At 70.8% G+C, this 20,220-nt stretch carries 15 protein-coding genes; 9 read left to right on the top strand and 6 right to left on the bottom strand.

Annotated elements, in window-relative coordinates:
• Window positions 1-57: 57 nt before the first annotated feature.
• From ACWD4O_RS13475 to fxsT, 6 genes are all read left to right on the top strand, one after another.
• On the top strand, window positions 58-609 hold the full coding sequence (locus ACWD4O_RS13475) for a hypothetical protein (RefSeq protein WP_451279827.1): 552 nt from the start codon (window positions 58-60) through the stop codon (window positions 607-609).
• Window positions 606-2,780, top strand: a complete 2,175-nt coding sequence (locus ACWD4O_RS13470; RefSeq protein ID WP_451279826.1) for a M48 family metalloprotease — start codon at window positions 606-608, stop codon at window positions 2,778-2,780. Before ACWD4O_RS13475 ends, ACWD4O_RS13470 begins: the two co-directional genes overlap by 4 nt.
• Window positions 2,781-2,938: 158 nt before the next feature.
• The gene (locus ACWD4O_RS13465; RefSeq protein WP_451279825.1) at window positions 2,939-3,889 is read left to right on the top strand and encodes an effector-associated domain 2-containing protein; all 951 of its coding nucleotides are present in this window, start codon (window positions 2,939-2,941) and stop codon (window positions 3,887-3,889) included.
• 80 nt (window positions 3,890-3,969) lie between these two features.
• Window positions 3,970-5,436, top strand: coding sequence for a VMAP-C domain-containing protein (locus tag ACWD4O_RS13460; RefSeq protein ID WP_451279824.1), 1,467 nt, complete (start codon window positions 3,970-3,972; stop codon window positions 5,434-5,436).
• A complete protein-coding gene (locus tag ACWD4O_RS13455; RefSeq protein WP_451279823.1) occupies window positions 5,433-6,545 on the top strand; it encodes an AAA family ATPase in 1,113 nt (370 codons plus the stop codon). The genes ACWD4O_RS13460 and ACWD4O_RS13455 overlap by 4 nt, the downstream gene beginning before the upstream one ends.
• Window positions 6,545-10,960, top strand: a complete 4,416-nt coding sequence (fxsT, locus tag ACWD4O_RS13450) for an FxSxx-COOH system tetratricopeptide repeat protein (protein WP_451279822.1) — start codon at window positions 6,545-6,547, stop codon at window positions 10,958-10,960. Before ACWD4O_RS13455 ends, fxsT begins: the two co-directional genes overlap by 1 nt.
• Before the next feature lie 7 nt (window positions 10,961-10,967).
• On the opposite strand, the gene ACWD4O_RS13445 is transcribed toward fxsT, so the two are convergent.
• The 3 genes from ACWD4O_RS13445 to ACWD4O_RS13435 all read right to left on the bottom strand — a co-directional run bounded on the left by ACWD4O_RS13445 (window position 10,968) and on the right by ACWD4O_RS13435 (window position 14,517).
• Window positions 10,968-12,815 carry an aKG-HExxH-type peptide beta-hydroxylase gene (locus ACWD4O_RS13445; RefSeq protein WP_451279821.1) on the bottom strand — a complete coding sequence of 616 codons (1,848 nt, stop codon included), beginning with the start codon at window positions 12,813-12,815 and terminating at the stop codon, window positions 10,968-10,970.
• A 418-nt stretch (window positions 12,816-13,233) separates the two neighbouring features.
• On the bottom strand, window positions 13,234-13,554 hold the full coding sequence (locus ACWD4O_RS13440) for a CU044_2847 family protein (RefSeq protein WP_451279820.1): 321 nt from the start codon (window positions 13,552-13,554) through the stop codon (window positions 13,234-13,236).
• A 90-nt stretch (window positions 13,555-13,644) separates the two neighbouring features.
• Entirely contained in the window at window positions 13,645-14,517 is an 873-nt protein-coding gene (locus tag ACWD4O_RS13435; protein ID WP_451279819.1) for a helix-turn-helix transcriptional regulator, read from the bottom strand.
• Window positions 14,518-14,688: 171 nt separating this feature from the next.
• Here ACWD4O_RS13435 and ACWD4O_RS13430 point away from each other — a divergent pair, with 171 nt between their 5' ends.
• From ACWD4O_RS13430 to ACWD4O_RS13420, 3 genes are all read left to right on the top strand, one after another.
• Window positions 14,689-15,546: a helix-turn-helix transcriptional regulator gene (locus ACWD4O_RS13430; RefSeq protein ID WP_451279818.1), complete on the top strand. Its 858-nt coding sequence runs from the start codon at window positions 14,689-14,691 to the stop codon at window positions 15,544-15,546.
• Between the two features lie 117 nt (window positions 15,547-15,663).
• Window positions 15,664-16,503, top strand: coding sequence for an SDR family NAD(P)-dependent oxidoreductase (locus ACWD4O_RS13425; RefSeq protein ID WP_451279817.1), 840 nt, complete (start codon window positions 15,664-15,666; stop codon window positions 16,501-16,503).
• A gap of 147 nt (window positions 16,504-16,650) precedes the next feature.
• On the top strand, window positions 16,651-17,430 hold the full coding sequence (locus tag ACWD4O_RS13420) for an SDR family oxidoreductase (RefSeq protein WP_451279816.1): 780 nt from the start codon (window positions 16,651-16,653) through the stop codon (window positions 17,428-17,430).
• Between the two features lie 162 nt (window positions 17,431-17,592).
• Here the strand turns inward: ACWD4O_RS13420 and ACWD4O_RS13415 are convergent, their stop codons facing one another.
• From ACWD4O_RS13415 to ACWD4O_RS13405, 3 genes are all read right to left on the bottom strand, one after another.
• Window positions 17,593-17,721 carry a hypothetical protein gene (locus tag ACWD4O_RS13415; RefSeq protein ID WP_451279815.1) on the bottom strand — a complete coding sequence of 43 codons (129 nt, stop codon included), beginning with the start codon at window positions 17,719-17,721 and terminating at the stop codon, window positions 17,593-17,595.
• A 73-nt stretch (window positions 17,722-17,794) separates the two neighbouring features.
• Window positions 17,795-19,186, bottom strand: a complete 1,392-nt coding sequence (locus tag ACWD4O_RS13410; RefSeq protein WP_451279814.1) for an amidohydrolase family protein — start codon at window positions 19,184-19,186, stop codon at window positions 17,795-17,797.
• 70 nt (window positions 19,187-19,256) lie between these two features.
• Window positions 19,257-20,030 (bottom strand): Atu4866 domain-containing protein, encoded by a 774-nt coding sequence (locus ACWD4O_RS13405; RefSeq protein ID WP_451279813.1) that lies wholly within the window; start codon window positions 20,028-20,030, stop codon window positions 19,257-19,259.
• Between the last annotated feature and the right edge of the window lie 190 nt (window positions 20,031-20,220).

Genomic DNA, 20,220 nt, shown 5'->3' with positions numbered 1-20,220 from the left:
GGCATGCGCCTGGGGGGATCCATGTTTCTGTCGCGCAGGGCGAGGAGTTCACGGCCCGTGGTGCCGGTTCCGGAATCCGGCATCGCGCAAGAGATCGGCGGGATCGACGGCGGGATCGACGGATGGGCCGTCCTGGAATCGCTCGGACGGGACGTCTTCACGGTGATGTGCGGTGATGCGCGTGCCGACTACGCGGAGTTGTTCGAGGAGTTCCGCGAGGATCCGCAGAGTGTGGTGCGGCCCCCGCTCACACCGGCCGTGGCCTCCGGCATCACGGTGTCCTCGGCCCTCCCCTACATCCTTCCGGTGACCGCCTGGCTGTTGAAGGTGGCCACCGAACGCATCGCGGTCCGGGCCGTGGACACCCTCAGCGACGCCACGCGCGAGAAGATCGCCCGCCTTCTCCGACGCCGGTCCCGGACCTCCGCCGAAGGGACGAACGACGCAGCGACGCCCGACCCGATGGACGCCGATGAGGAGCAGGCGGCCCGCACGGCGCTCGCGGCGTGGGCCGAGAGCATCGGCGCGGACGCCGCCCAGGCCTGTGCGGTGGCCGAGGCGATCATCAGGGTCCTGCGTACGGGCGAGGGCGAAGGACCGGGCCGGTGACGGTCAGCGAGGGCCGTGCGACCGCCGACCTCAGGGCGGCCACCGAGACGGCGGCAGAGACGGCGACCGGGGCGGAGCCCGGGGGTCGGCCCGGTCGGGCCCTGTCGCCCACCGGCGCACGCTATGTGCTGCTGATCGTCACCCTGGTGCTCGCCGGCGCCTTCGCGGGCCAGGTCGTCCACGGCCTGGTGCTCGGCCCGTCGTGGGCCGAGGCGGCGCTGCGGTGCTGGGAGGAAGGCCGACGCCTCTTCCCCGACTCCGACCAGAGTCAGGCTGAGCACTGGAGCCGTTGCACCGGACCGCTGCAACGGCGCCAGGCCCTGGTCACCCTGGCCGGGGCGGCGGCCGTGCTGCTGCTCGGTCTGGCGGTCATGTGGACCCTGCCGCGTCGGCTGATGCGCGGCGCCGGGCCGTTGAGGACCGCACCGGCGGACTGGCAGGAGCGCGCCGGCCGGATCGCCGCGGAGATGGGCGTCAGGCGCCCGCCGTGCGTGATGTGGGGCGGAGGCCAGGTACGGGAGGCGTTCGTGCTCGGCCGCGGCCGCCGCTCCCGGATCATCCTGCCGCGGGGCATGCGTCTGCTCCGCGAGGAGGAGGCGGAGGCGATTCTCCGGCATGAGATCGGGCACGTCGCCGCGGGCGACGTCACCCTGGTCTGGCTCACCCGCGGCGTGTGGTGGGCGCTGCCGCCCGTCCTCCTCACCGCGCCCCTGGTGGCCGCGGTGCAGGGTTGGCGGTCGCAGGACACGAGCCCCGGGCGCATGCTCGCCCAGCCCTTCTGGGCCGAGTACGGCGTACGGGCTGCGGTGCTGGCGGTGATCGCCACGCTCGTCGCTCGGATGATCATGCGATCGCGTGAGCACGAGGCAGACCTGGCCGCCGTGCGCGGGCAGTCGGTCGCCCCTTGGGAGACCCTGCTCGGCGGCCCCCGACCGGCCGCGCGCACCTGGCTCGACGCGGCGCGCGCCGACCATCCCACCCACCGCCGCCGCATCGCCGTGCTCCGCGCCCCGCACCTGCAACTGGCCCCGACCGTCCTGGACACCCTCGTCGTCGGACTGCTCGCGGCCGTCCTTCTCGACTCCGTGCACGGCCTGGCCACCCTTCTTCTCACCGGAACCTCGTGGAGCGCGGCGGGTGTCAGCGCCCTGGCCGCCGGTCTGTTGCTGTCCGTCGGCTGGGGCCTGCCGGTGTGGCGCGGCGCCCTCGCCCGGCGCGACGGGGCCGCTCCCCCGTCGCGTTGGCTGCACCTGGCCCTGGGGGCGAGTGCGGCGGCCGGGCTGCTGGTGCGTCTGCAGGGCGCGGGCACCACGGTGCAGGGGCCCATGCTCGGCTGGCCGCTGCTGGTCGTCCTCCCCGCGGCCGTCGTCGGGGCCGCCGCGCTGAGCACGGCGTTCGCCGGGCTGTGGAGCCGCCGGCGCGGGGCCGGACGCGGCACGATCCGGGACCGGCTGACGGTGATCGCCGTCAGCACGCTGCTGTTCAGCGGTGCGTTGTGGCTCGCCATGGACTTCTGCGTCTTCCTGACGCTGTTCTCCGCGCACCCGGTGCTCGGCGCGGCCCTGCTCACCGGTCCCTACTCGCCGTCGAGCGACTACAAGGCCGTCGCGTCGGCGGCGATCGCCGTACCGGCCGTCTGGTGCGCCGTGCGCGCCTCCCACCGGCCCGCACACCGCAGGCGCCTGCACCGCTGGCTCCCGGCCCTGACGGCCGTCGGCGCCGCGGGCGCCGCGGCGGCGACCCGCCTGACATACCGGTCATCGGCGACGGCGGGCGACTGGACGGGCACCTGGCGACTCGATGTGCTGACCGCGCTGTGCGCCGGGGCCGTCTGTGCCGTCATGCTCGTCGCTCTCCGGGGATCCGGCGGGCTCGGCCATGTCCTCTACGCCGCTCCCCTGACGACCGTGCTCACCACGACCGTCCTGTGGGCGGCCCGCTTCGGTTCCTGGCAGCATCCGTTCGAGGCGTGGGCCGGCGTGCTCGTCACGGGTTCCCTGGCCGGACTCGCCGTCGTCCTGCTCGTGTTGGCGGTTCCCGCGGGCTTCCTTCCCGCGTGGGACAGCGGCCGCGGAGCGGTGCAGATCGCCGTGCCGTCCCTCGCGATGATCGCAGCGGCCGTCGCGGTCCTGGCGCTCCAGCACTCCGGGGACGCGTTGCTGCTCCGCTGAGCCCGGCCGTCCTCGGTGGCGGACGGTCACAACCATTCCACGCTGCGCTCTCGCCGGGAGCCCGGCGGATGCGTAGGGTTTTTCTCAGGCTCGGCGCGACTGATCCGGCCTTCACCGGGGGAGGGTACGCCCGCGAGCCTGGAGGGGGGTGCTGGGTCGTGGGCAACTGGCGCGTTCGGGTCAGAGGTCCCGGCGGGGAGGGCCTGAGCGGCGCGGGCGTCGTCATCGGCGACGGCCTGATCCTGACCTGCGCGCATGTCGTGACCGAGGCGCTGGGCCGCCCCGCGGAGCAGCCGGTTCCCGCGGGCAGCACGGTGCTGGTGGACTTCGCGCCGTCCGGCGACGCGCGACCGCGGCCCGCGCGGACGGTCGACGGCGGCTGGTTCCCGGTCCGGCCCACGTCCGGCGACATCGCGGTCCTGGAGCTGACGCCGGACGGGCCGCCTGCCGAGGCCCGTCCGGCGGTCCTCTTCGCGGGCGACGGCGCGCAGCCGACCGAGGTGAGCGTCTATGGCCATCCACGCCGTGGGCTCGACGACGGGGTGTGGGTCGATGTGACCGCGACCGGTCCCGGCGGGCCCAACCCGGCCTGGCGGCAACTGGACGGCAGGGCGCACGGCGTGGCCGTCCAGCAGGGGTTCAGCGGGGCCGGCGTGTGGGACCGGAGCCTCGGCGGTGTCATCGGCCTGGTCGTCGCCGCCTACAGCTCGTCCGTCGAACGGGTCGCGTGGATGTTCCCGCTGGCCGCCGTGGCCCACGAGTGGACGCCGCTCGCCGCCCTGATCGAGCCGACGAGGTCGACGGCGCCCCTGGAGCTGACGGCACCTCAATGTGCCGAGCTCGCACGGCTGATCGCCTCGATACGGCACTTCGGGACGCTCGGCGGGCGACAGGATCTCGTCTCGCTGCTGCCGCCGGAGATCGGCTCGGTGATAGCCGAACGCCCCGAGCCGCACGCGCACTTGTACAACGTGGTGCGCACGAGCTCCGACTACGAGGGAGGCCTGGACGAACTCATCGGCGCTGTAAGGACGTTGGTAGGCGACTCCCGCGCCGTCCGATCGATCGCCGCCGAGCTGCGGCGCTTTGAGGAGGAGGGGCGCCGGTGACCGGACATTCGACACTCTGCGTGGCCGGACTCTGTGTGGCCGAGCCCGTCCGCGCCTGGATGCCTTACGGGAAAACGGGGATGACGGACACAATCGACGACCCATCGGGCTGGGTGCGTACCAGTAGGCTCGTGGAGGTCCTGGAACGCACCAGACCCATGGGGGACCCGGAGCTGCGACGCCAGTGCCTGGAGGTGACCGGGAGCCGGCTGAACGTCGACCTCGCGGGGCTCGTACTCCAGGGCGTAAACACGCGAAGCCAGCTCTACGACGTCGTACGGCTTCTGGGCGACATCCCCGGCGGCCTCATGGTGCTGGCCGAGACCGTCCGCTTCTTCGCCCCCGGCGCCCGCCCCACGGAGACGTTCCATCACCTGGTGCGCTCGACGTTCGTGCAGCCGCCGCTGACGGAGGCCGGACTGCGGGACGTCCAGGACCTGTTGCGGCAGGCCCCCAAGGTGCCGGTCGGCCGGATCCATCGGGCGGCCCGGGGCGCCTACGACCGTCTTCCGCCCGGGCACGAGGACATCGTGCTGGCCTTCGACCACCTGGTGGAGGCGAACGCGCGGGCGGACGGCCTGTTCCCGTTCATGCTGTACGTCGAGCACGTCGCCGCGCTCGCCCCCGGGCGTCTGGCCCGGCAGTTGCGCGAGTGGAACGCCACGGTGGCCGACGGCCTCGGCGTGCGCGACGCGCTGGACGCGGCATGCGCCGCGCTCGTCCCCGTACCGCCCGAGCACACCGAGAGCGTGGCCTACCTCGCGATCCAGATCGAGCGGGAGGACGACGGCGACGGATACCTCGTGTCCTCGTGGACGAAGGAGGACGTCTCCTCCCCGGCCTGTCCGGACTTCCTCGACTTCGCCTGTTCGGACGGCGATCTGGAGATGACGGTGGAGCGCGCCATCTCCAGCGGCGAGGCGTCCCTGGCCGGCCTCGACACGCCCGTGCAACTGGAGTTCGTGCTCGGCCGAGACCTCGTCGACCTGCCCGTGGAGGAGCTCTCCACCCACCGCTCCTCCGGTCTGCCACGCTCCCTGGTGCGCCACTACCAGACGGTGATCCGCAGCCTGGAGCGGCAGCGCGATCCGTCGATCCAGCGGGTGCTGAAGCGACGCTGGCGCAGCATGCGCGACACCCCGCAGGAGTGCTCCTGGCACGCGTGCGGCGGGACGGGCGGCCTGAGCCCCTCCGACCTGCAGGACCTGCTGGGCCGGGACCGGCACGGACGGGTGGTCGCGGTCGCCCTGCTCGACGCTCCCCGGAAACCCGAGCCCGGGATCGTCCACTCCTACGACATCGCCCTGCGCGAGGGCGTCCCCGCGATGCTGTGGACCCGCTCCGCCCGTGCCGTCCCCGGGCTGGGCGATCTCGCGGACCAGTTGTTCACGGCGAACCAGCTCAACGCTCTGGCCGCCAAGGTCCACGAGTCCCGGGGATCGCTGATCTCCGACGGGCTGCTCGTACTCATCGACGACCCGGAGAACGTCTACGTGCCGTTACGCCGTTACCAGTCGCCGCAGCACAAGGGAAGGACGCAGTCATGAGCGACGGCCGGCCCGCCGACGGCGGGTCCGTTCCGGACACCGGGCAGGACCCCCGTCCCCAGAACCCCGCGCCGTGGTGGGTCTATCACGGCGACGGACGCACCCTGGCCGCCCGTGATCTCGACGACCTGCTCATGGGCCCGCCGCCCTGGCGCACCTTCGACGGCGGCCCGCTGCAGCCGCGCCCGGCGAAGGACGAGGCGGAGACGACCCGTCGCATCGGGCCGCCGCTGCGCGACGGCGACCCCCGCCGCCCGGTCGACGTCGACGAGGCGGACATGGTCAACGCGGCCCTGTACCTGCGCCGGCCGCTGCTGATAACGGGCCGTCCCGGCACCGGCAAGTCGAGCCTCGCCTACCGCGTGGCACGCGAGTTGCGACTGGGCCGCGTCCTTCGCTGGCCGATCACGACCCGTACGACGCTCAAGTCCGGGCTCTACGAGTACGACGCCATAGGGCGGGCGCAGGACGCCGCCGCCTACCGCGCGGCGACGGAGGCGGAACCGGGACTCGCCGACGGCCGGACCCGCATCGGCGACTACATCAGGCTCGGCCCCCTGGGCACGGCACTGCTGCCGTACCGGCTGCCGCGGATCCTGCTCATCGACGAGCTGGACAAGAGCGACATAGACCTGCCGAACGACCTCCTCAACATCATCGAGGAGGGCGAGTTCGACATCCCCGAACTGGTCCGCATCGCCTCCCGCGAACCGGAGGCCGAGGTGCTGACCGCCGACCCGGGCGCGACGGCCCGGATCTCCGGCGGCCGCGTGCGCTGCCGGGCGTTTCCGCTCATCCTCATCACGTCGAACGGGGAGAAAGAGTTCCCGCCCGCGCTGCTGCGCAGGTGCCTGCGCCTCGAACTGCCGCCGCCGGACATGGACCAGCTCGCCGCGATGGTGGCGGCCCGCTTCGGTCAACGGGCCGGTGCCCGCGGGCAGGAGCTCGTCCGGCTCTTCGTCGCCCGCAGCGCGCGCGAGGGCGGGATGAGCGCCGACCAGTTGTTGAACAGCGTCCACCTCGCGACGTCCGACCGGTTCGAAGGGGACGAGCACTGGGAGCGGCTGGTCGACTCGCTGTGGCGCAGCCTCGACACGACGAGGCCGTGATGGCTGCCGTCCCCCGGGCTCCGCTGCCTGCGCCCCGTCCCCTGGGAAGCGCGGATCTGACACCGTACGAACTCTCCGACGGTCTGTGGCTCGCCATGTGCCTGGCCGAGCGCACCCGCCCCCGCGACGGCGGGCCCTCCGCCGTGCGGCGGCGCCGGCGGGGTGCGCGCGCCGGCGAGTCGCCGCGCCCCGCTCCGGCGCCCGCGGCGGACCGCGGGGGTGAGACGCCGGCCGAGCCGCGGCGGCCGTCACCGGCGGCGCCGGAGCCGGTGCCCCGGGCTCCGGCCGCACCGACCTCCTTCAACGACCCCGCCCCGCCCTCCCGGCCCCCGGCCGTCGACGCCTCGGCCGCCGTGTGGACGTCCGTCCCCGGGCTGGAGAACCGGCGGATGCTGGAACGGGCGCTGCGCCCCTTCCGCCGTACCGTCGCCTCCGCGCACGGCCGGGAGCTCGACGAGGAGCGGACCGCCGAGGCCCTCGTGGAGGCCGAGCCCCGGCTGCCCCGGTACCGCCCGGCCCGGGACCGCTGGCTGGACCTGGTGCTCATCGTGGACGCCGGGGTGTCGATGGCCGCCTGGCGGCACAGTGTGAGCGAGTTCGCCCGGCTGCTGAACGGCCTGGGCGCCTTCCGTACCCTCAGCATCCGGCTGCTCGACACGAACCAGGAGACGGACGGCGAGCTTCGGCTGTTCGGACCCGGCCCGGCCGGCCCCGAGTTCGGCCTCTCGGCCCCCGTGCTGCCGCCCCGGCGGCGGGCCGTCGTGGTGCTCACCGACGGTGCGGGCGCCGCATGGCGTACCGGAGCCGCCCAACGGCTCATCACCCACTGGGGTGAACATGTGCCCGTCGTCGTCGCCCATCTGCTGCCTCAGCGCTCCTGGCACCGCACCTGGATCGCCACCGACCCCGCCCGTATCCGGGCCACCGGGCCACTGCCCTGCGGCCCGCACTGCACGGCGAGCATCACCGGTGCGGGCGGCGCTCCCCTCGGGTCGGCCGTGCCCGTCGTCGACCTCGCTCCGGAGCGGCTGGCGCGCTGGGCGCAGCTGCTCATGGGCGACAGCGGCGACTGGCCGGGCGCGCGGGTGCTGACCGCGGAATCCGGTGCGCAGGACGGCGATCCCGAGCCGGACCGGGAACTCGGCCCGGCCCGCCTGCCGACGCCGGCCGAACGCGTCCTCGAGTTCCGCGCCGGCGCCTCCCCGACCGCCTTCCGGCTGGCGCAGCACCTTGCGGTGGCGCCGCTCGAGCTCTCTGTGATGGAGACGGTCCAGCACCTCACCCAACCGGGTTCGCGTCCCGCCCACATGGCCGAGGTCCTCACCTCGGGGCTGCTCGTCACGGAGGACGGCCGGGCCGCTGACCCGTTCGGGGCGACCGCGCACCGGTACGCCTTCGTGCCGGGTGTGGCCGAGGAGCTCCTGGCCACCAGCGGGCGGACGGCCACCGCGGAGGTGATGCTGCACGTCGTCGTCCGGCTGGCGGTGTCGGTCCCCGAGCTGCGGGACCTCGCCCAGGTGCTCACGGCTCCCTGGACGGAGCGGACGGTGGAGATACCGAGGGAGTCGAGCGGCGATCTCGCACCGTTCATCCGCACACTGCGTGCGTTGTCCGGGCCGTACCGGCCCTGGGCGGACCGATTGAGCGCGAGGGTCGAGCGTTTTTCGGCACAGGACAGCGGTATTGATCCCCTAGAATTTGGCGGGTCATCCATGCCGGACGGACCTGTGCCCGACTCTTGTTCAAAAACGGTCACACAACAGAAATTATCGGCCGTTTCCGAACAAGTGACACCGACGCCCGAAGGACAGGCAGCGGCGGACAGAGGAGAGCCAGGTTCGATGAGCGATGCAAACGTACGACCTCTGGGGCCGGTGGAGCGGGCGATCGCCGAACGGCGCAAAGTGGGCAGCCCCCCACCCGTTTGGGGGAATGTGCCGCCCAGGAATGTGAACTTCACCGGACGGGTGAACGCTCTCCAGGATCTGCATGCGCGTCTGACTCAGGGCACCACGGCGATTTTACCCGAAGCACTGCACGGCATGGGAGGCGTCGGCAAATCCCAGATTGCCATTGAATACTCCTATCGCCATAGTTCGGACTATGACATCGTTTGGTGGATACCCGCTGAACAACCTGCCCAAATCCGTGCCGCCTTCGTGGACCTGGCGCAACGCCTACGACTGCCTACCAGCGCCGAAGCCAACACTGCCGTTCCAGCCGTTCTGGAAGCCCTTCGACTGGGTGAGCCCTATCGCAATTGGCTCCTGGTGTTCGACAATGCTGAAAGCCCGGAAACAGTCACATCCTTCTTCCCACAGGGCGGCACCGGCCGGATTCTCGTCACCTCCCGAAACGGACAATGGGTCAACATGGCACGGACCATCGAGGTGGATGTTTTCGCACGCGCGGAGAGTGTCGAGCTCTTGCGGCGCCGGGGCCCGGAGCTCACCGACGACAACGCGAATCGACTGTCCGAAGCACTCGGCGACCTTCCGCTCGCCATCGAACAGGCCGCCGTCTGGCTCACCGAGACCGGAATGCCGGCCGAGGAATACCTCGAACTCTTCGAAGGGAAAAGGGAAGAGTTCGTGAACCGTCGCGCGGAGCTGTTGGAACTCGCACCACCGATGGACTACCAATTGCCCGTGGCAGCGGCCTGGAATGTCTCCCTCGACCGTCTGCGGGACACCAACCCCAGCGCCCTCCAGCTCCTCCAGGTCTGCTCCTATTTCGCGCCCGAGCCGGTCTCCCGCAGCCTCTTCATGGCCGGCCGCAACGCCAACCTGCCCGGGCTGCTCGGCCAGGTGCTGAGCGACCCGATCCGCCTCGGCCAGGCGCTGCGCGAGGTCAACCGGTACGCGTTGGCCCGCATCGACCACCGCACCAACAGCATCCAGTTGCACCGGCTCGTCCAAGCGGTGCTCATCGACCAGATGACTCCCGCGGAGCAGGCGTCGATGCGCGAGGCGGCCCACCTCCTGCTCGCGGGCGGCGACCCGGGCGAGCCGGGAGTGACCTCCAACTGGCCCCGCTACGCCGAGTTGTTGCCCCATATCCGGGCGTCGCGCGCCGTCGAGTGCGAGAACCACTGGGTACGCAATCTCATCGTCAACACCGTCACCTACCTCTTCGCCTGGGGCGACCACGACGCCTGTCTGGAACTCGCCCAGGAGGCGCTGCAGATCTGGCGGGCCAACATCGGCCCCGACGACCCCCAGACACTGAGCGTGGCACGCTACTGCGCCCACGCCCTGCGCGCGCTCAGCCTGTACTCCGAGGCCGCGCAGCTCAACGAGGACAGCCTGGAGCGCCGGCGCAGGACGGTCGGCGACGCCCACGAGGACACGCTGCTCGCAGCGCGCGCCGTCGCAGTCGACCTGCGCGCCGCCGGGGACTTCGCCTCTTCCGCGAAGCTCAACAAGGAGACCTACGAACAGGCCGTGCGCTCGTTCGGCGAGCGTGATCCGCAGGCGATCGCAGCGGCGGTGGACTACGGGACGGCACTGCGCCTCACCGGCGAGTTCACGGCCGCCCGCGACCTCGACGCGGTGAGTCTCCAGCTTGCGGTCGACGTCCTCGGTGAGGACGGTCTGCTCACCATGATGCTGGTCAGCCTGCTCGCCGTCGATCTCAGGGAGCGCGGCGACTACGTGGGCGCCTGCGAGATGCAGGAGAACAACTCGATCCGCTTCGAACGCCTGGCGGGCAGCGAGACCCCGGCCACCCTGATGGCGCTGCGCCATCTGGGCGAGGCGCGCCGCAAGGCGGGAGATCACGAGGGTGGGCACGCCGCCTGTCTGGAGGCGTGGGAGCGCAATCGGCGCCGCAACGGCGAGCGCCACATCAACACCCAGTGCGCGGCGTCGAGTCTCGTGATCGCACTGCGCCAGGCGGACAGACTGGACGAGTCCGTCGAACTGGGCGAGAAGACCCTGGACCAGTTCAAGCGGAGCCTCGGAGAGGGGCACCCCTTCACCTTCGGAGTCATGACGAACCTGGCGGTCTCGCTCCGCCGCAAGGAACAGACCGAGCAAGCGGTGATCCTGAACCGGCAGGCCCATGACGGACTCATCGCCACCGTGGGACCCAACCACCCCTACACGCTGTCCGTGGCCATCAACCTGGCCAGCGATCTCTTCGCCCTGGGAGACGCCCAGGCCGCAGCCGAGATGGACGAGGAGACACTGCGGCGCACCACTCAGGAGTTCGGCGAGCTTCACCCGACCACCTTGGCCTGTGCGCTCAATCTCTCGGCCGATCTTCGTGTCCTGGGCCGGGCGAAGAGGGCCGAAACACTGTACGCCGGCACGCTCAGCGCCTTGCGTCAGGCACTCGGGCAGGAGCACCCGGCCACCACAGCCGCTTCGCGAGGCGATCGCGCCAACTGCGATGCCGAGGTGTACGTCATCTGACGAGGCCCTAGGCGAGCTGAGACGGCGGTGGGGCCGCGACCGCCGCCTCCATCTCACGCTGACGGCCGACGTACTCGGCCACCGCGAGGGGATCGGGTGTCGCCGCGTCGTGAGCCAGCCGCAGGTGGACGGCTCGCACCAGCTCCGGCCGTTCCAACAAGGCGGCCGCGGCGCAGGTGTGTCCGATGGCCCTGGCCGCCAGTCCAAGGCCCACCCAGGGACTCGAGGCCTTGGGCCGACTCGTCACCTGCTGTACGTAGCCACGCAGCGCCCCGCCGAAGTCGCCGTCCGCAAGGGCGATGTCGGCAGCGGTCGCACCGACCGAGTCCGGATTCCGGCGCAGCCAGTCGAACCTTCGCGGATCCTCCCACCTGAGTTTCACCATCTGGGACCGAACTGCCGGTTCCCGGGGCAGCGCATCGGCGCGTACGACGGACTCACCCGCGCAGAAACCTTCCGGCTTCAGACCGCTGTTCCAGCGTTCCACCAGCCTCCGGACCCCGGACGGGGACGGTTGACTGTTCCGCAGCCGCCACATTCCGTGGTGATCGGCTGCGACCATGTCCGCGTCGGACTCCGCGAGAGGTGAAAGCGGTTCCTCGCACCACGGCGCCATGACCGACCGCATGTTGGACACGAACTCAGCGCCGAGGTCCGTCAACTCGCCCGACCCCAGCAGGTCGTCAAGGACGGCCAGCGTGCCGCGACGCCACAGTGCGTAGCCGAACTCGGCCCAAAGGGCCTCTTCGTCGGACGTCGTCAGACGGTGGCGGCGCCAGAAGGCGACGATGCCGAGATGCGCGTATGCACCTTGCAGTAACCCGTAAACGGGTCGGGCGTCGCCTCGCCACGGCGCGTAATGGACGCTGCCGTGCTCCTCCCGTGTCAGGGTGACCAGGTCCAGGAGCGCCCCCAGTTTGATGTGCTGGAACTCGTGGACCAGGCCGACGGCGAGAGACGTGGCGGTCATCGGCAGTGCCATCATCGCGGCGCCGAACGACTCGGGCGACGTGGCGCTGTAAGGCTCTGTCCTCGTGGCGGGCGCCAGCGGGATGAGGGAGGACATCGCGTCCGCGAGGCTGTCGGCGGTCTCGGCGTGGTTGTCGACCAGGGTTTCCCATGCCTGCTCGACCAGGGTCTGCCACCGACTCCGACTCTGGGTGTTCAACGCGACGGGTTCCAGCGCCGTTTCAAAGGACGCGTAAGGGTCGACGTCATCCAGCGAGAGCCGCAGAGCGTGCCGGCCCACAGCGGCCCCGACGACGGGGAGCGGACGCCAGTTGGGCGCGGGCGACTCCAAGGAGTCCGGCACCAACACGCACGCACCTCTCGGAGTGATCACCGCCGTGCTGCCGGCTCCTCGACCGGCCCGCCGCACCGTGGCGACCCGGGGCTGCGCTGCCTCCCCACCACTGGCATGGGGAAGCAGGACCGTGCCGAGCGAGGGGAAATGAACCCTGGCGCCGTCCCGCACAGGCACCTGGGCAGAGAACTCGACACCGGCCCGAATGGCGGCGGCGGCCGCCAGTGTATGGAAGTGACCGACCTCCACCCACAAGGGAATGTCGCTGGACTTGACGCCTCGCATGCGCCGTAGAACGTGTGCGGCCCAAACTCCGGTCGAGGGGTGCATGAGTACCGCGTCAAATGCACGCGCGCTCTCGTACTGGACCCTGCCGAACAGCTTCCAGGCGGAACTCACGGACGGCAGAGATCCCATCGCGGCAGGATCCGCCGTAACGGCTTCGAGGACCATGCGGAGCAATACGAGGCGCTTGCTTCTCTGCCCTTCACGGAGCAGGTCGATGGTTGCGAGATCGCCACCCCCTGCCGAGAGCTGGTTGATCGCGCTCATAGGCAGACGGTGCACGGCAAAGGGTTCTTGCCGAGTCTCACGTGAAGAGAAAGCCAGCCGTAACTCCGGCTCCTTCTCCCCCCTCAACTACCGGCCTCCCGCCGGCGCGGTGACTCTTCACCGACCCGCCGGGGCGAGCCGCTCAACACGACGCTCCGGTCGCCGCCGCTGTCAACGGCTCCGGCAGATCCACCTGACGAAGAATGCGCCGCACAGACCGATCAAGGTCTTCCGAAGGGCACAGCATCAGCTCGTCCAGGGAAAGATCCGCTACGTTCACCAGTTCTGTCGCGATGTGGTGCTCCGGGCGCTTCATCCGACCAAACCCCCTGTCCGGTGCGGCCCTTGACGGTCCGTGCCACCCATGATGCGCGCGTACGGACAACGAGGGAAGGGGACCCTCTCCTCGTGGCCGAGGTCATTCGTCCCCGGGGTCACGACTCCACTCCAGCGTCACCACGAAGTTGGCCTCCGTGGCCCCGCGGGCGACGATCACTCCCGCCTCCGCCGACAATTTGATGCCGAACTCGACGCTCACCCGGTCCGGGGTCTGCGGAAGATCCCGCAGTCTCTCCCACACCGCGGCGGCGACGGGACGGATCCTGTCGAGGGACCGCTGGAGGCTCTCCTGGGCGACTGCCGCCACCTGCCCGGGCCGTGCGACCCGGACGATGCCGTCGGTCTCCTCCGACACCTCGACCCGAATGGATTCGCCGCCGTCGATCGGAACCTCGATCACATATGCCACGATGCCCACTTCGTTGCAGCCCGTTGAATCGGTCCGAACCAACAGCAGAATAGGGCGCTTCGCCTCCAGGAGGTACTGCCCCTACTGCTCGTCGCCGGCGAGATCTGCCACGGGTGCGGCTGCCCGGGTCTGCTGGGGCTGGGTGGCCAGGGCCCTCAGCGTTTCGAAGGCGGCTGCCGTCGGGCCGGCCGGTTCGGCTTGGTAGACCACCAGTTGCTGGTGCGGGGCCCCGTTGACCGTGAAAGCCGCGAATTTGATGTGCAGGTCCCCGACCTGAGGGTGCTTGAGGTGCTTGCCCTCCTGGGACTTGCTCTTCACGTCGTGCAGCTGCCAGATCTCGGCGAACTCCTCGCTCTCGCCGGACAGTTCCGCCACCACCTCGGCGATGCGGGCCGAATCGGGGTCGTGGCCGTAAGCGGCCCTGATCTCGGCGACACAGGAGTGCGCGGCGCGCTCCCATTCCTGGTAGAACTCGCGCCCGGCGGGGTCGACGAACACCATGCGGGCGAGGTTGTCGAACTCCTCGAACCCGCTGTGGAGGGCCGTGGCGAGGGAGTTGCCCGCCATGATGTCGAGGGCCGGGCCGAGGACGAAGGCCGGAGTGTGGTCCCATCCGTCCATCAGCTGCAACAACTGCCCGCTGACGTCCGTCGCACCCCGGTCGCGCGGGCGTTGCGAGGCGGTGAGGCAGAGACGGTTGAGATGGTCGGTGGCTTCCGCGTCCAGCTTCAGCGCCTGCGCCACCGCCTCCAGGACCTGTGACGACGGGCTGTTCTCGCGTCCCTGTTCCAGCCTGATGTAGTAGTCGGAGCTGACTCCGGCGAGCAGCGCGACTTCCTCTCTGCGCAGTCCGGGAACCCGGCGTCGCCCGTGTTCGGGCAGACCGACGTCGTGTGGCTTCAGGGCTTCTCGGCGGGCTCGGAGGAAATCACCCAAAGGCGTCCCATTGCTCATGCGGCAAGCGTAGATGCTTTTCAGCCGCTGAGAACTGCCGGTCACGCACTATGGCACCACGTAGCGCGGCATTCACGAAGGGTAGCCATCCGCCGGGGACCCGTATTCCTGGGTGTAACGCACCCACCGTCGGCCTGAATCCTCCCGGCGTTTTCCGCCTACCTTGGCAGCATGGACAACTACACGCACCCTGACCCGGTTGGAGGGCTGGGCCAGTTCCTCCGCTCCCGCAGAGAACGCCTCAGCCCTGCCGCGGCAGGATTGCCCACCGCGGGCCGGCGAAAGGTGCCCGGCCTGCGGCGTGACGAGGTCGCGACACTCTCGGGTGTCAGCCTGAGCTACTACAGCCGACTCGAGCAGGGCCGTGAACTCGGCCCCTCGCCCCGGGTGCTGGAGGCCCTTGCCCGCGCGCTGCAACTCGGGGACGAGGACAAGGGGAAGCTGTTCCGGCTGGCCCGGCCGACGGCCCGCCGCACGAAGTCCCCCTCCCGGGTCGAGCGGGTCCGCCCGCACCTGCGGCAGCTGATCGAGAGCTGGACCAGGACGCCCGCCTTCATCATCGGCCACGCCCAGGACCTGCTGGCCACCAACGCCTTGGCCGACGCCCTCTACCGTGACTTCGCGCAGCACGACAACGTGCTCCGCATGCTTTTCCTGGACCCCGCGGCGAAGTCCTTCTACCGGAGCCCCGAGCGGGCCCGGCATCGCGCGGTCGCCGACCTCCGGCAGACGGCCGCCGACACTCCGCAGGATCCCCGCATCCTGGAGCTCGTCGGCGAACTGTCGGTGCGCAGCGGCGAGTTCCGCTCCCTGTGGGCACGCGAGTACACCCGGGTCCCGCCGTACGACGTCAAGCAGGTGTACCACTCCGTCGTGGGAGACCTGGAGTTGCGGCACGAGGCCCTCAACATCCGCAGCGTCCCCGGACAGCAGCTCATCGTCCTGCAGGCGGAGCCGGGCTCCCCCTCCGCCGACGCACTGGCCCTGCTGGGCTCCCTCGACGCACCCGAAGTACCCCGCCTTTCCTAGGTGTGGGACTCCCAGGAAAAGCGCGGCCTTCATGGCACCGCGGCCGACGGGCAGACTCGAATTCGTCAACAGGAAATCCCCGAAACGGGATCCGAAAAAGACGAAAGAGGTTTTCCCATGGCTACGTGGTTTGTCACCGGCGCCTCCCGTGGAATCGGTGCGGAAATCGCCCGCGCCGCTCTGGCAGGGGGTAACAATGTCGTGGTCGCCGTACGGAACCCGGAACGTGTGCCGGACGATCTGAAGAATTCCGATCAGGTCTTCGCGGTCGCCCTGGACGTCACGGACAACGACAGCATCCCGCAGGCGGTCGAGGCCGCCGTGGAGCGGTTCGGCGGCATCGACGTGCTGGTCAACAACGCCGGGCGCGGTCTGCTCGGCGCGCTGGAGGAGATCACCGACGCGGAGGCCCGGTCGCTGTTCGACCTCAACGTGTTCGGGCTGATCAACGTCACCCGCGCCGTGCTGCCCGTCATGCGCAAGCAGGGCTCGGGCCGGCTGGTGCACATCGGCTCCCGCTCCGGTTTCGAGGGCGAGCCCGGTGTCAGCCTGTACTGCGCGTCGAAGTTCGCCGTCGCCGGCATCAGTGAGGCGCTCTCCGTCGAGATGGCGCCGTTCGGGATCCAGTCGATGGTCGTCGAACCGGGCGTCTTCCGCACCGACTTCCTCGACGCCAGCTCCCTGTCGGTGGCCGCGGACCGCATCGCCGACTACGACGACACCCCCGCGCACGTGACGCTGGACTGGATCGACCGGGCCAACCACGCCCAGCTCGGCGACCCTGTCAAGGGTGCCGCGCTCATCGTCGAGGTCGCCTCCACGGAGAAGCTGCCCACCCACCTCTACCTGGGGCGCGACACCCTGGAGCGGCTGGACGTCAAGTACCGGCAGGTGCAGGACGACCTCGCGCCGTGGCGCGAGAAGTCCGCCGCCACCGGCCACGAGGACGCCGCCTGACATCCCGTCGGGCGCCGGCGCCTCCGTGCGCCCACTGCTCTCTCCCGCAGTCCGGCCGGGCAGGACGGCCTGGCCGGCCGGGCTGCGGCGCCACCCCGGCTCTCCCCACCCCCTGAGCCTTCCGATCGAAGAGATTGAGGTTTTGCGATGTCTGCTGCTCTGCTCACCGGTACCCCGCTCGCCGGCCGGGTCGCCGTCGTCTCCGGCGCCTCCAGCGGTATGGGCGCCGTCACCGCCCAGCGTCTCGCCGAACTCGGCGCCACCGTGGTCGTGCTGGCCCGCCGCAAGGACAAGCTGGACGGCGTCGTCAAAGCCGTGGAGGCCGCCGGCGGCACGGCGCTCGCCCTGGCCGTCGACGTCACCGACCGCGCCGCCGTCCAGAGCGCCGCCGACCAGGTCGCCGCCCGCTTCGGCAAGGCCGACCTCGTGTTCAACAACGCCGGGGTCCAGCTCATCTCCGGCATCGAGGAGCTCAAGGTCGACGACTGGCAGCGCCAGATCGACCTCAACATCGGCGGTCTGATGAACGTGATCGCCGGGTTCCTCCCCCACCTGACGGAGTCCGCCGCCCAGGGCAGGCCCGCCGACCTGATCAACACCTCGTCCATCGCGGCCACCCGCATCCTGGAGAAGTTCTCCGTCTACTCCGGCACCAAGGCGTACATCAGCCACCTCACCCGGCTGCTGCGCGTCGAACTCGGCCCGAAGATGGTCCGCGTGGCCACCATCGAGCCCGGCATGGTCGAGACGGAACTGCCCGACCACGTCACCGACCCGGACGCCTCCAAGCTGATGGCCGACCTCATCCACGACATCGACTGTCTGCAGTCCGCCGACATCGCGGAGACCGTCGCGTTCATGGCCGCCGTCCCGCGCCACGTCAACCTCACCGAGATCACGATCATGCCCACCGCCCAGGCCATCTGAAGTCCGACCCGTCATGGCGGGGGAGGAACAGCGTCCGGCTGTTCCTCCCCCGCCATCACGCGTTGGTAGAGACGGGAACGCGGGACGGCGACACCGGCAAACGCCGGCAGGCCCGGACATCGGATGTGCGGGTCGTGGCGGCCCCTCGGGAGGGCCCCGGAGTCAGTCGGCGTGGCGGTGGCGGAGGGCGGGCAGGGCGATGGTCGGGGCTGCGGGGGCCCAGGAGGGGGTCCGGTCGGGGGTGTCGGACGTGGCCGCCGAGTGCCGCAGGTATGTGACGGGGTGAGGCATGGGAACTCCAAAGAGGTGTCCCCGGCCGTGGAGTGGAAGGCACGGCCGGGGACCATGGATCGAGGGCGAACCCTCATGCAGCCGGGGTGTTCAGCACGTACTCGCGCGAGGCGTGCACCTCGCCGCGCAGGGCCGCCAGATCGACGTCGAGGACGCGGCCGTCCCACTTGCGGGGCTCGCCGTTGATGAGGACGGCGCTGATGTTGCGGGCGTCGGAGCCCAGCACGATCGTGCCGGTCGGGTCGTTGAGCGGCATGTTGTTGAGGTCCTCGGCCCGGACGACCAGCAGGTCGGCCTTCTTGCCCGGGGTGAGTGAACCGGTGACGCCGGCCAGGCCGTTGGTGCGGGCGCCCTGGAGGGTGGCGAAGTCGAGGACGTCGTGGGTGGTGATGCGGGAGGGCTGTCGGTCGGTGCCGTAGGCGGCGTTGACCGCGCGCATCCGCTGGATGGCGTGCAGGGCCCGCATCTGGGTGAACATGTCGCTGGCCAGGGCGACTTCGACGTCGATGCTCAGTCCGGGGCGGATGCCGACGGCGAGGGCCTCGTCGACGGCGGGGATCGCGGTCTCCAGGCCGATCTGCGCGTCGGAGGTCGGGGCGAGGGCGACCGTGGTGCCGGTCTCCCCCATCGCCTTCCATGCCTCGGGGGTCAGTCCGGTGGAGTGGATGAGGGTGACGTCGGGGCCGAGGACGCCGTCCTTGGCCCAGCGCAGGACCGCCTCGGAGCCGGAGGCGCCGAAGACGGCGTCCACGCTCACCCCGATGCCCAAGTCCTTTGCGACGCGGGCGAGTTCGGGGCCGTACGCGAGTGCCGGTCCGGCGATCTCGTCGGTGGCCAGGGTGGCCAGGCGCAGGGTGAGCAGCTGGTCGTCGCTGCTGAAGTACCGGTCCTTGAGGCGGGTCAGGTCGCCGGGCCACTGCCGGTCCCAGGTGCCGAAGTGCGGGCCCATGGAGGCGTGCACGCCGCGTATGCCGGTGTCGACGAGGGCCTCGACGGCGGCGTCGGAGTGCTCGCGGGTGCGGGAGTTGTGGGAGAAGTCGAGCATGGTCGTGATGCCGCTGTCGATCGCGGTCAGGGCGGCCAGTCGGGTGCCGATGTACATGTCCTGGGGCCGGTAGACCGTGGCGTAGCCGGCCAGGGTGGCCATGACGTAGCCGCCGAGGTCGTCGACGTCCGGCATGATCCGGCGCAGCTGGGCCTCCCAGGCGTGCCGGTGGGTGTCGACGAAGCCGGGGGCGAGGATCGCGCCGGTCGCGTCGACGACCACGGCATCGCCCGCGTCGAGGTCGCGGCCGACGGCGGTGATCGTGTCGCCCTCGACGAGGAGGTCGCCGCCGTCGATGACGCCGAGAGCGGGATCCATGGTGACGATGGTCGCGCCGGTGAACAGGACGCGCCGCCGGTCGGCGGGCCGGCGCCGCAGCTCTTCGAGCACGGCGGCGCTGGTGGTGTCGTTGACGTTCATGAGGGGTCTTCTTTCCGTACGCAGAAGGGGCGGGGCGAGGGAGAGGGCGGGCTGTGCGACGGAGCGAAGGTCAGCCGAGCTTCATGACGTAGCCCGCGTGGTGCAGTTCGTCGTCCCGGAACTCTCCGTAGGCCCAGAAGCCGAGGTCGTCCAGGTAGTCGATGCGGTCGCCGTCGATCCAGTAGCGGCCCTGGTAGGCGTGCGGGCGTCCGCCCCGGGTCTCGTCGTAGCGGCCGTCGGCGGTGAGCTCCTGGTGCAGGAAGTCGTTCCGGTCGATCCAGACGCCGACGCGCGGGCTGCCGGTCAGGTCGTCGGCGGCGGGGATGCCCGCCTCGGGAGCGGTGGCCCGGCCGGGGACGTCCGCGCCGGCCCACCGGACCGGCCGGCCGGCCGCGACGAGCGCGCGGACCTGCTTCGGCGCAGTCATGAGCGCGGCGACGGCGCTCGGCGCGTCGGCGGCGAGCTCGTCGGGCACCACCAGGAAGTCGGGGACGTTGCCCGGGGTCAGCGTCGCGACGTACTCCGAGCGACGGCCGCGGCCGCCGGCCAGGGCGACGGTGTCGACGACGGCGGGGGCGATGGTCGTCCCGGTGCAGTCGACGACGATGGCGTTGTCGTCCCCCGCGGCGGTGATGATGCCCGGGCCGACGCCCACGAGCAGGGAGCCGACGAACAGGAGGTCGGCGCCGGTCATGGTCCCGATCAGCGGGTCCATGGTCAGGATGCGGGCGTTGGTGAACAGGACGGGCCGGCCCTCGTCGTTCGCGAGGATCTCGTCGAGGGCCTCGGGGTTCCAGCCTGCGGTGTGGGTGTGGGTCTCGGTGTCGGTGTCGGTGATGCTCATGTGCGCGCTCCTCGGTGGGGTCGCCTCTCGGATTCCCCGCTGCGCGAAATGAGCGCCGGTGCAGGTCCGAGGCGAGTCTTCGGCAGCTACAAGCGGCTGCCCGACCACCAGGTTCGTCGCGCGGCGGAGTCGGAACCAGGCCGCCGTTATCCCAGGTGTCCGGCACCCAGGAAGCCCTCACCTGGGGGGA

This window comes from Streptomyces sp. NPDC002623 (genome assembly GCF_053592635.1).
The sequence above is the reverse complement of the archived record's forward strand: the minus strand, read 5'-3'. Positions and strand labels throughout refer to the sequence as shown.

Bases quoted from the DNA above. Each gene is read 5' to 3' on its own strand.
- ACWD4O_RS13415 (WP_451279815.1), bottom strand. From the start codon at position 17,721: ATGCCTCACCCCGTCACATACCTGCGGCACTCGGCGGCCACGTCCGAC.
- ACWD4O_RS13445 (WP_451279821.1), bottom strand. From the start codon at position 12,815: ATGAGCGCGATCAACCAGCTCTCGGCAGGGGGTGGCGATCTCGCAACC.
- fxsT (WP_451279822.1), top strand. From the start codon at position 6,545: ATGGCTGCCGTCCCCCGGGCTCCGCTGCCTGCGCCCCGTCCCCTGGGA.
- ACWD4O_RS13460 (WP_451279824.1), top strand. From the start codon at position 3,970: ATGACGGACACAATCGACGACCCATCGGGCTGGGTGCGTACCAGTAGG.
- ACWD4O_RS13430 (WP_451279818.1), top strand. From the start codon at position 14,689: ATGGACAACTACACGCACCCTGACCCGGTTGGAGGGCTGGGCCAGTTC.
- ACWD4O_RS13435 (WP_451279819.1), bottom strand. From the start codon at position 14,517: ATGAGCAATGGGACGCCTTTGGGTGATTTCCTCCGAGCCCGCCGAGAA.
- ACWD4O_RS13420 (WP_451279816.1), top strand. From the start codon at position 16,651: ATGTCTGCTGCTCTGCTCACCGGTACCCCGCTCGCCGGCCGGGTCGCC.
- ACWD4O_RS13410 (WP_451279814.1), bottom strand. From the start codon at position 19,186: ATGAACGTCAACGACACCACCAGCGCCGCCGTGCTCGAAGAGCTGCGG.
- ACWD4O_RS13405 (WP_451279813.1), bottom strand. From the start codon at position 20,030: ATGAGCATCACCGACACCGACACCGAGACCCACACCCACACCGCAGGC.
- ACWD4O_RS13455 (WP_451279823.1), top strand. From the start codon at position 5,433: ATGAGCGACGGCCGGCCCGCCGACGGCGGGTCCGTTCCGGACACCGGG.
- ACWD4O_RS13425 (WP_451279817.1), top strand. From the start codon at position 15,664: ATGGCTACGTGGTTTGTCACCGGCGCCTCCCGTGGAATCGGTGCGGAA.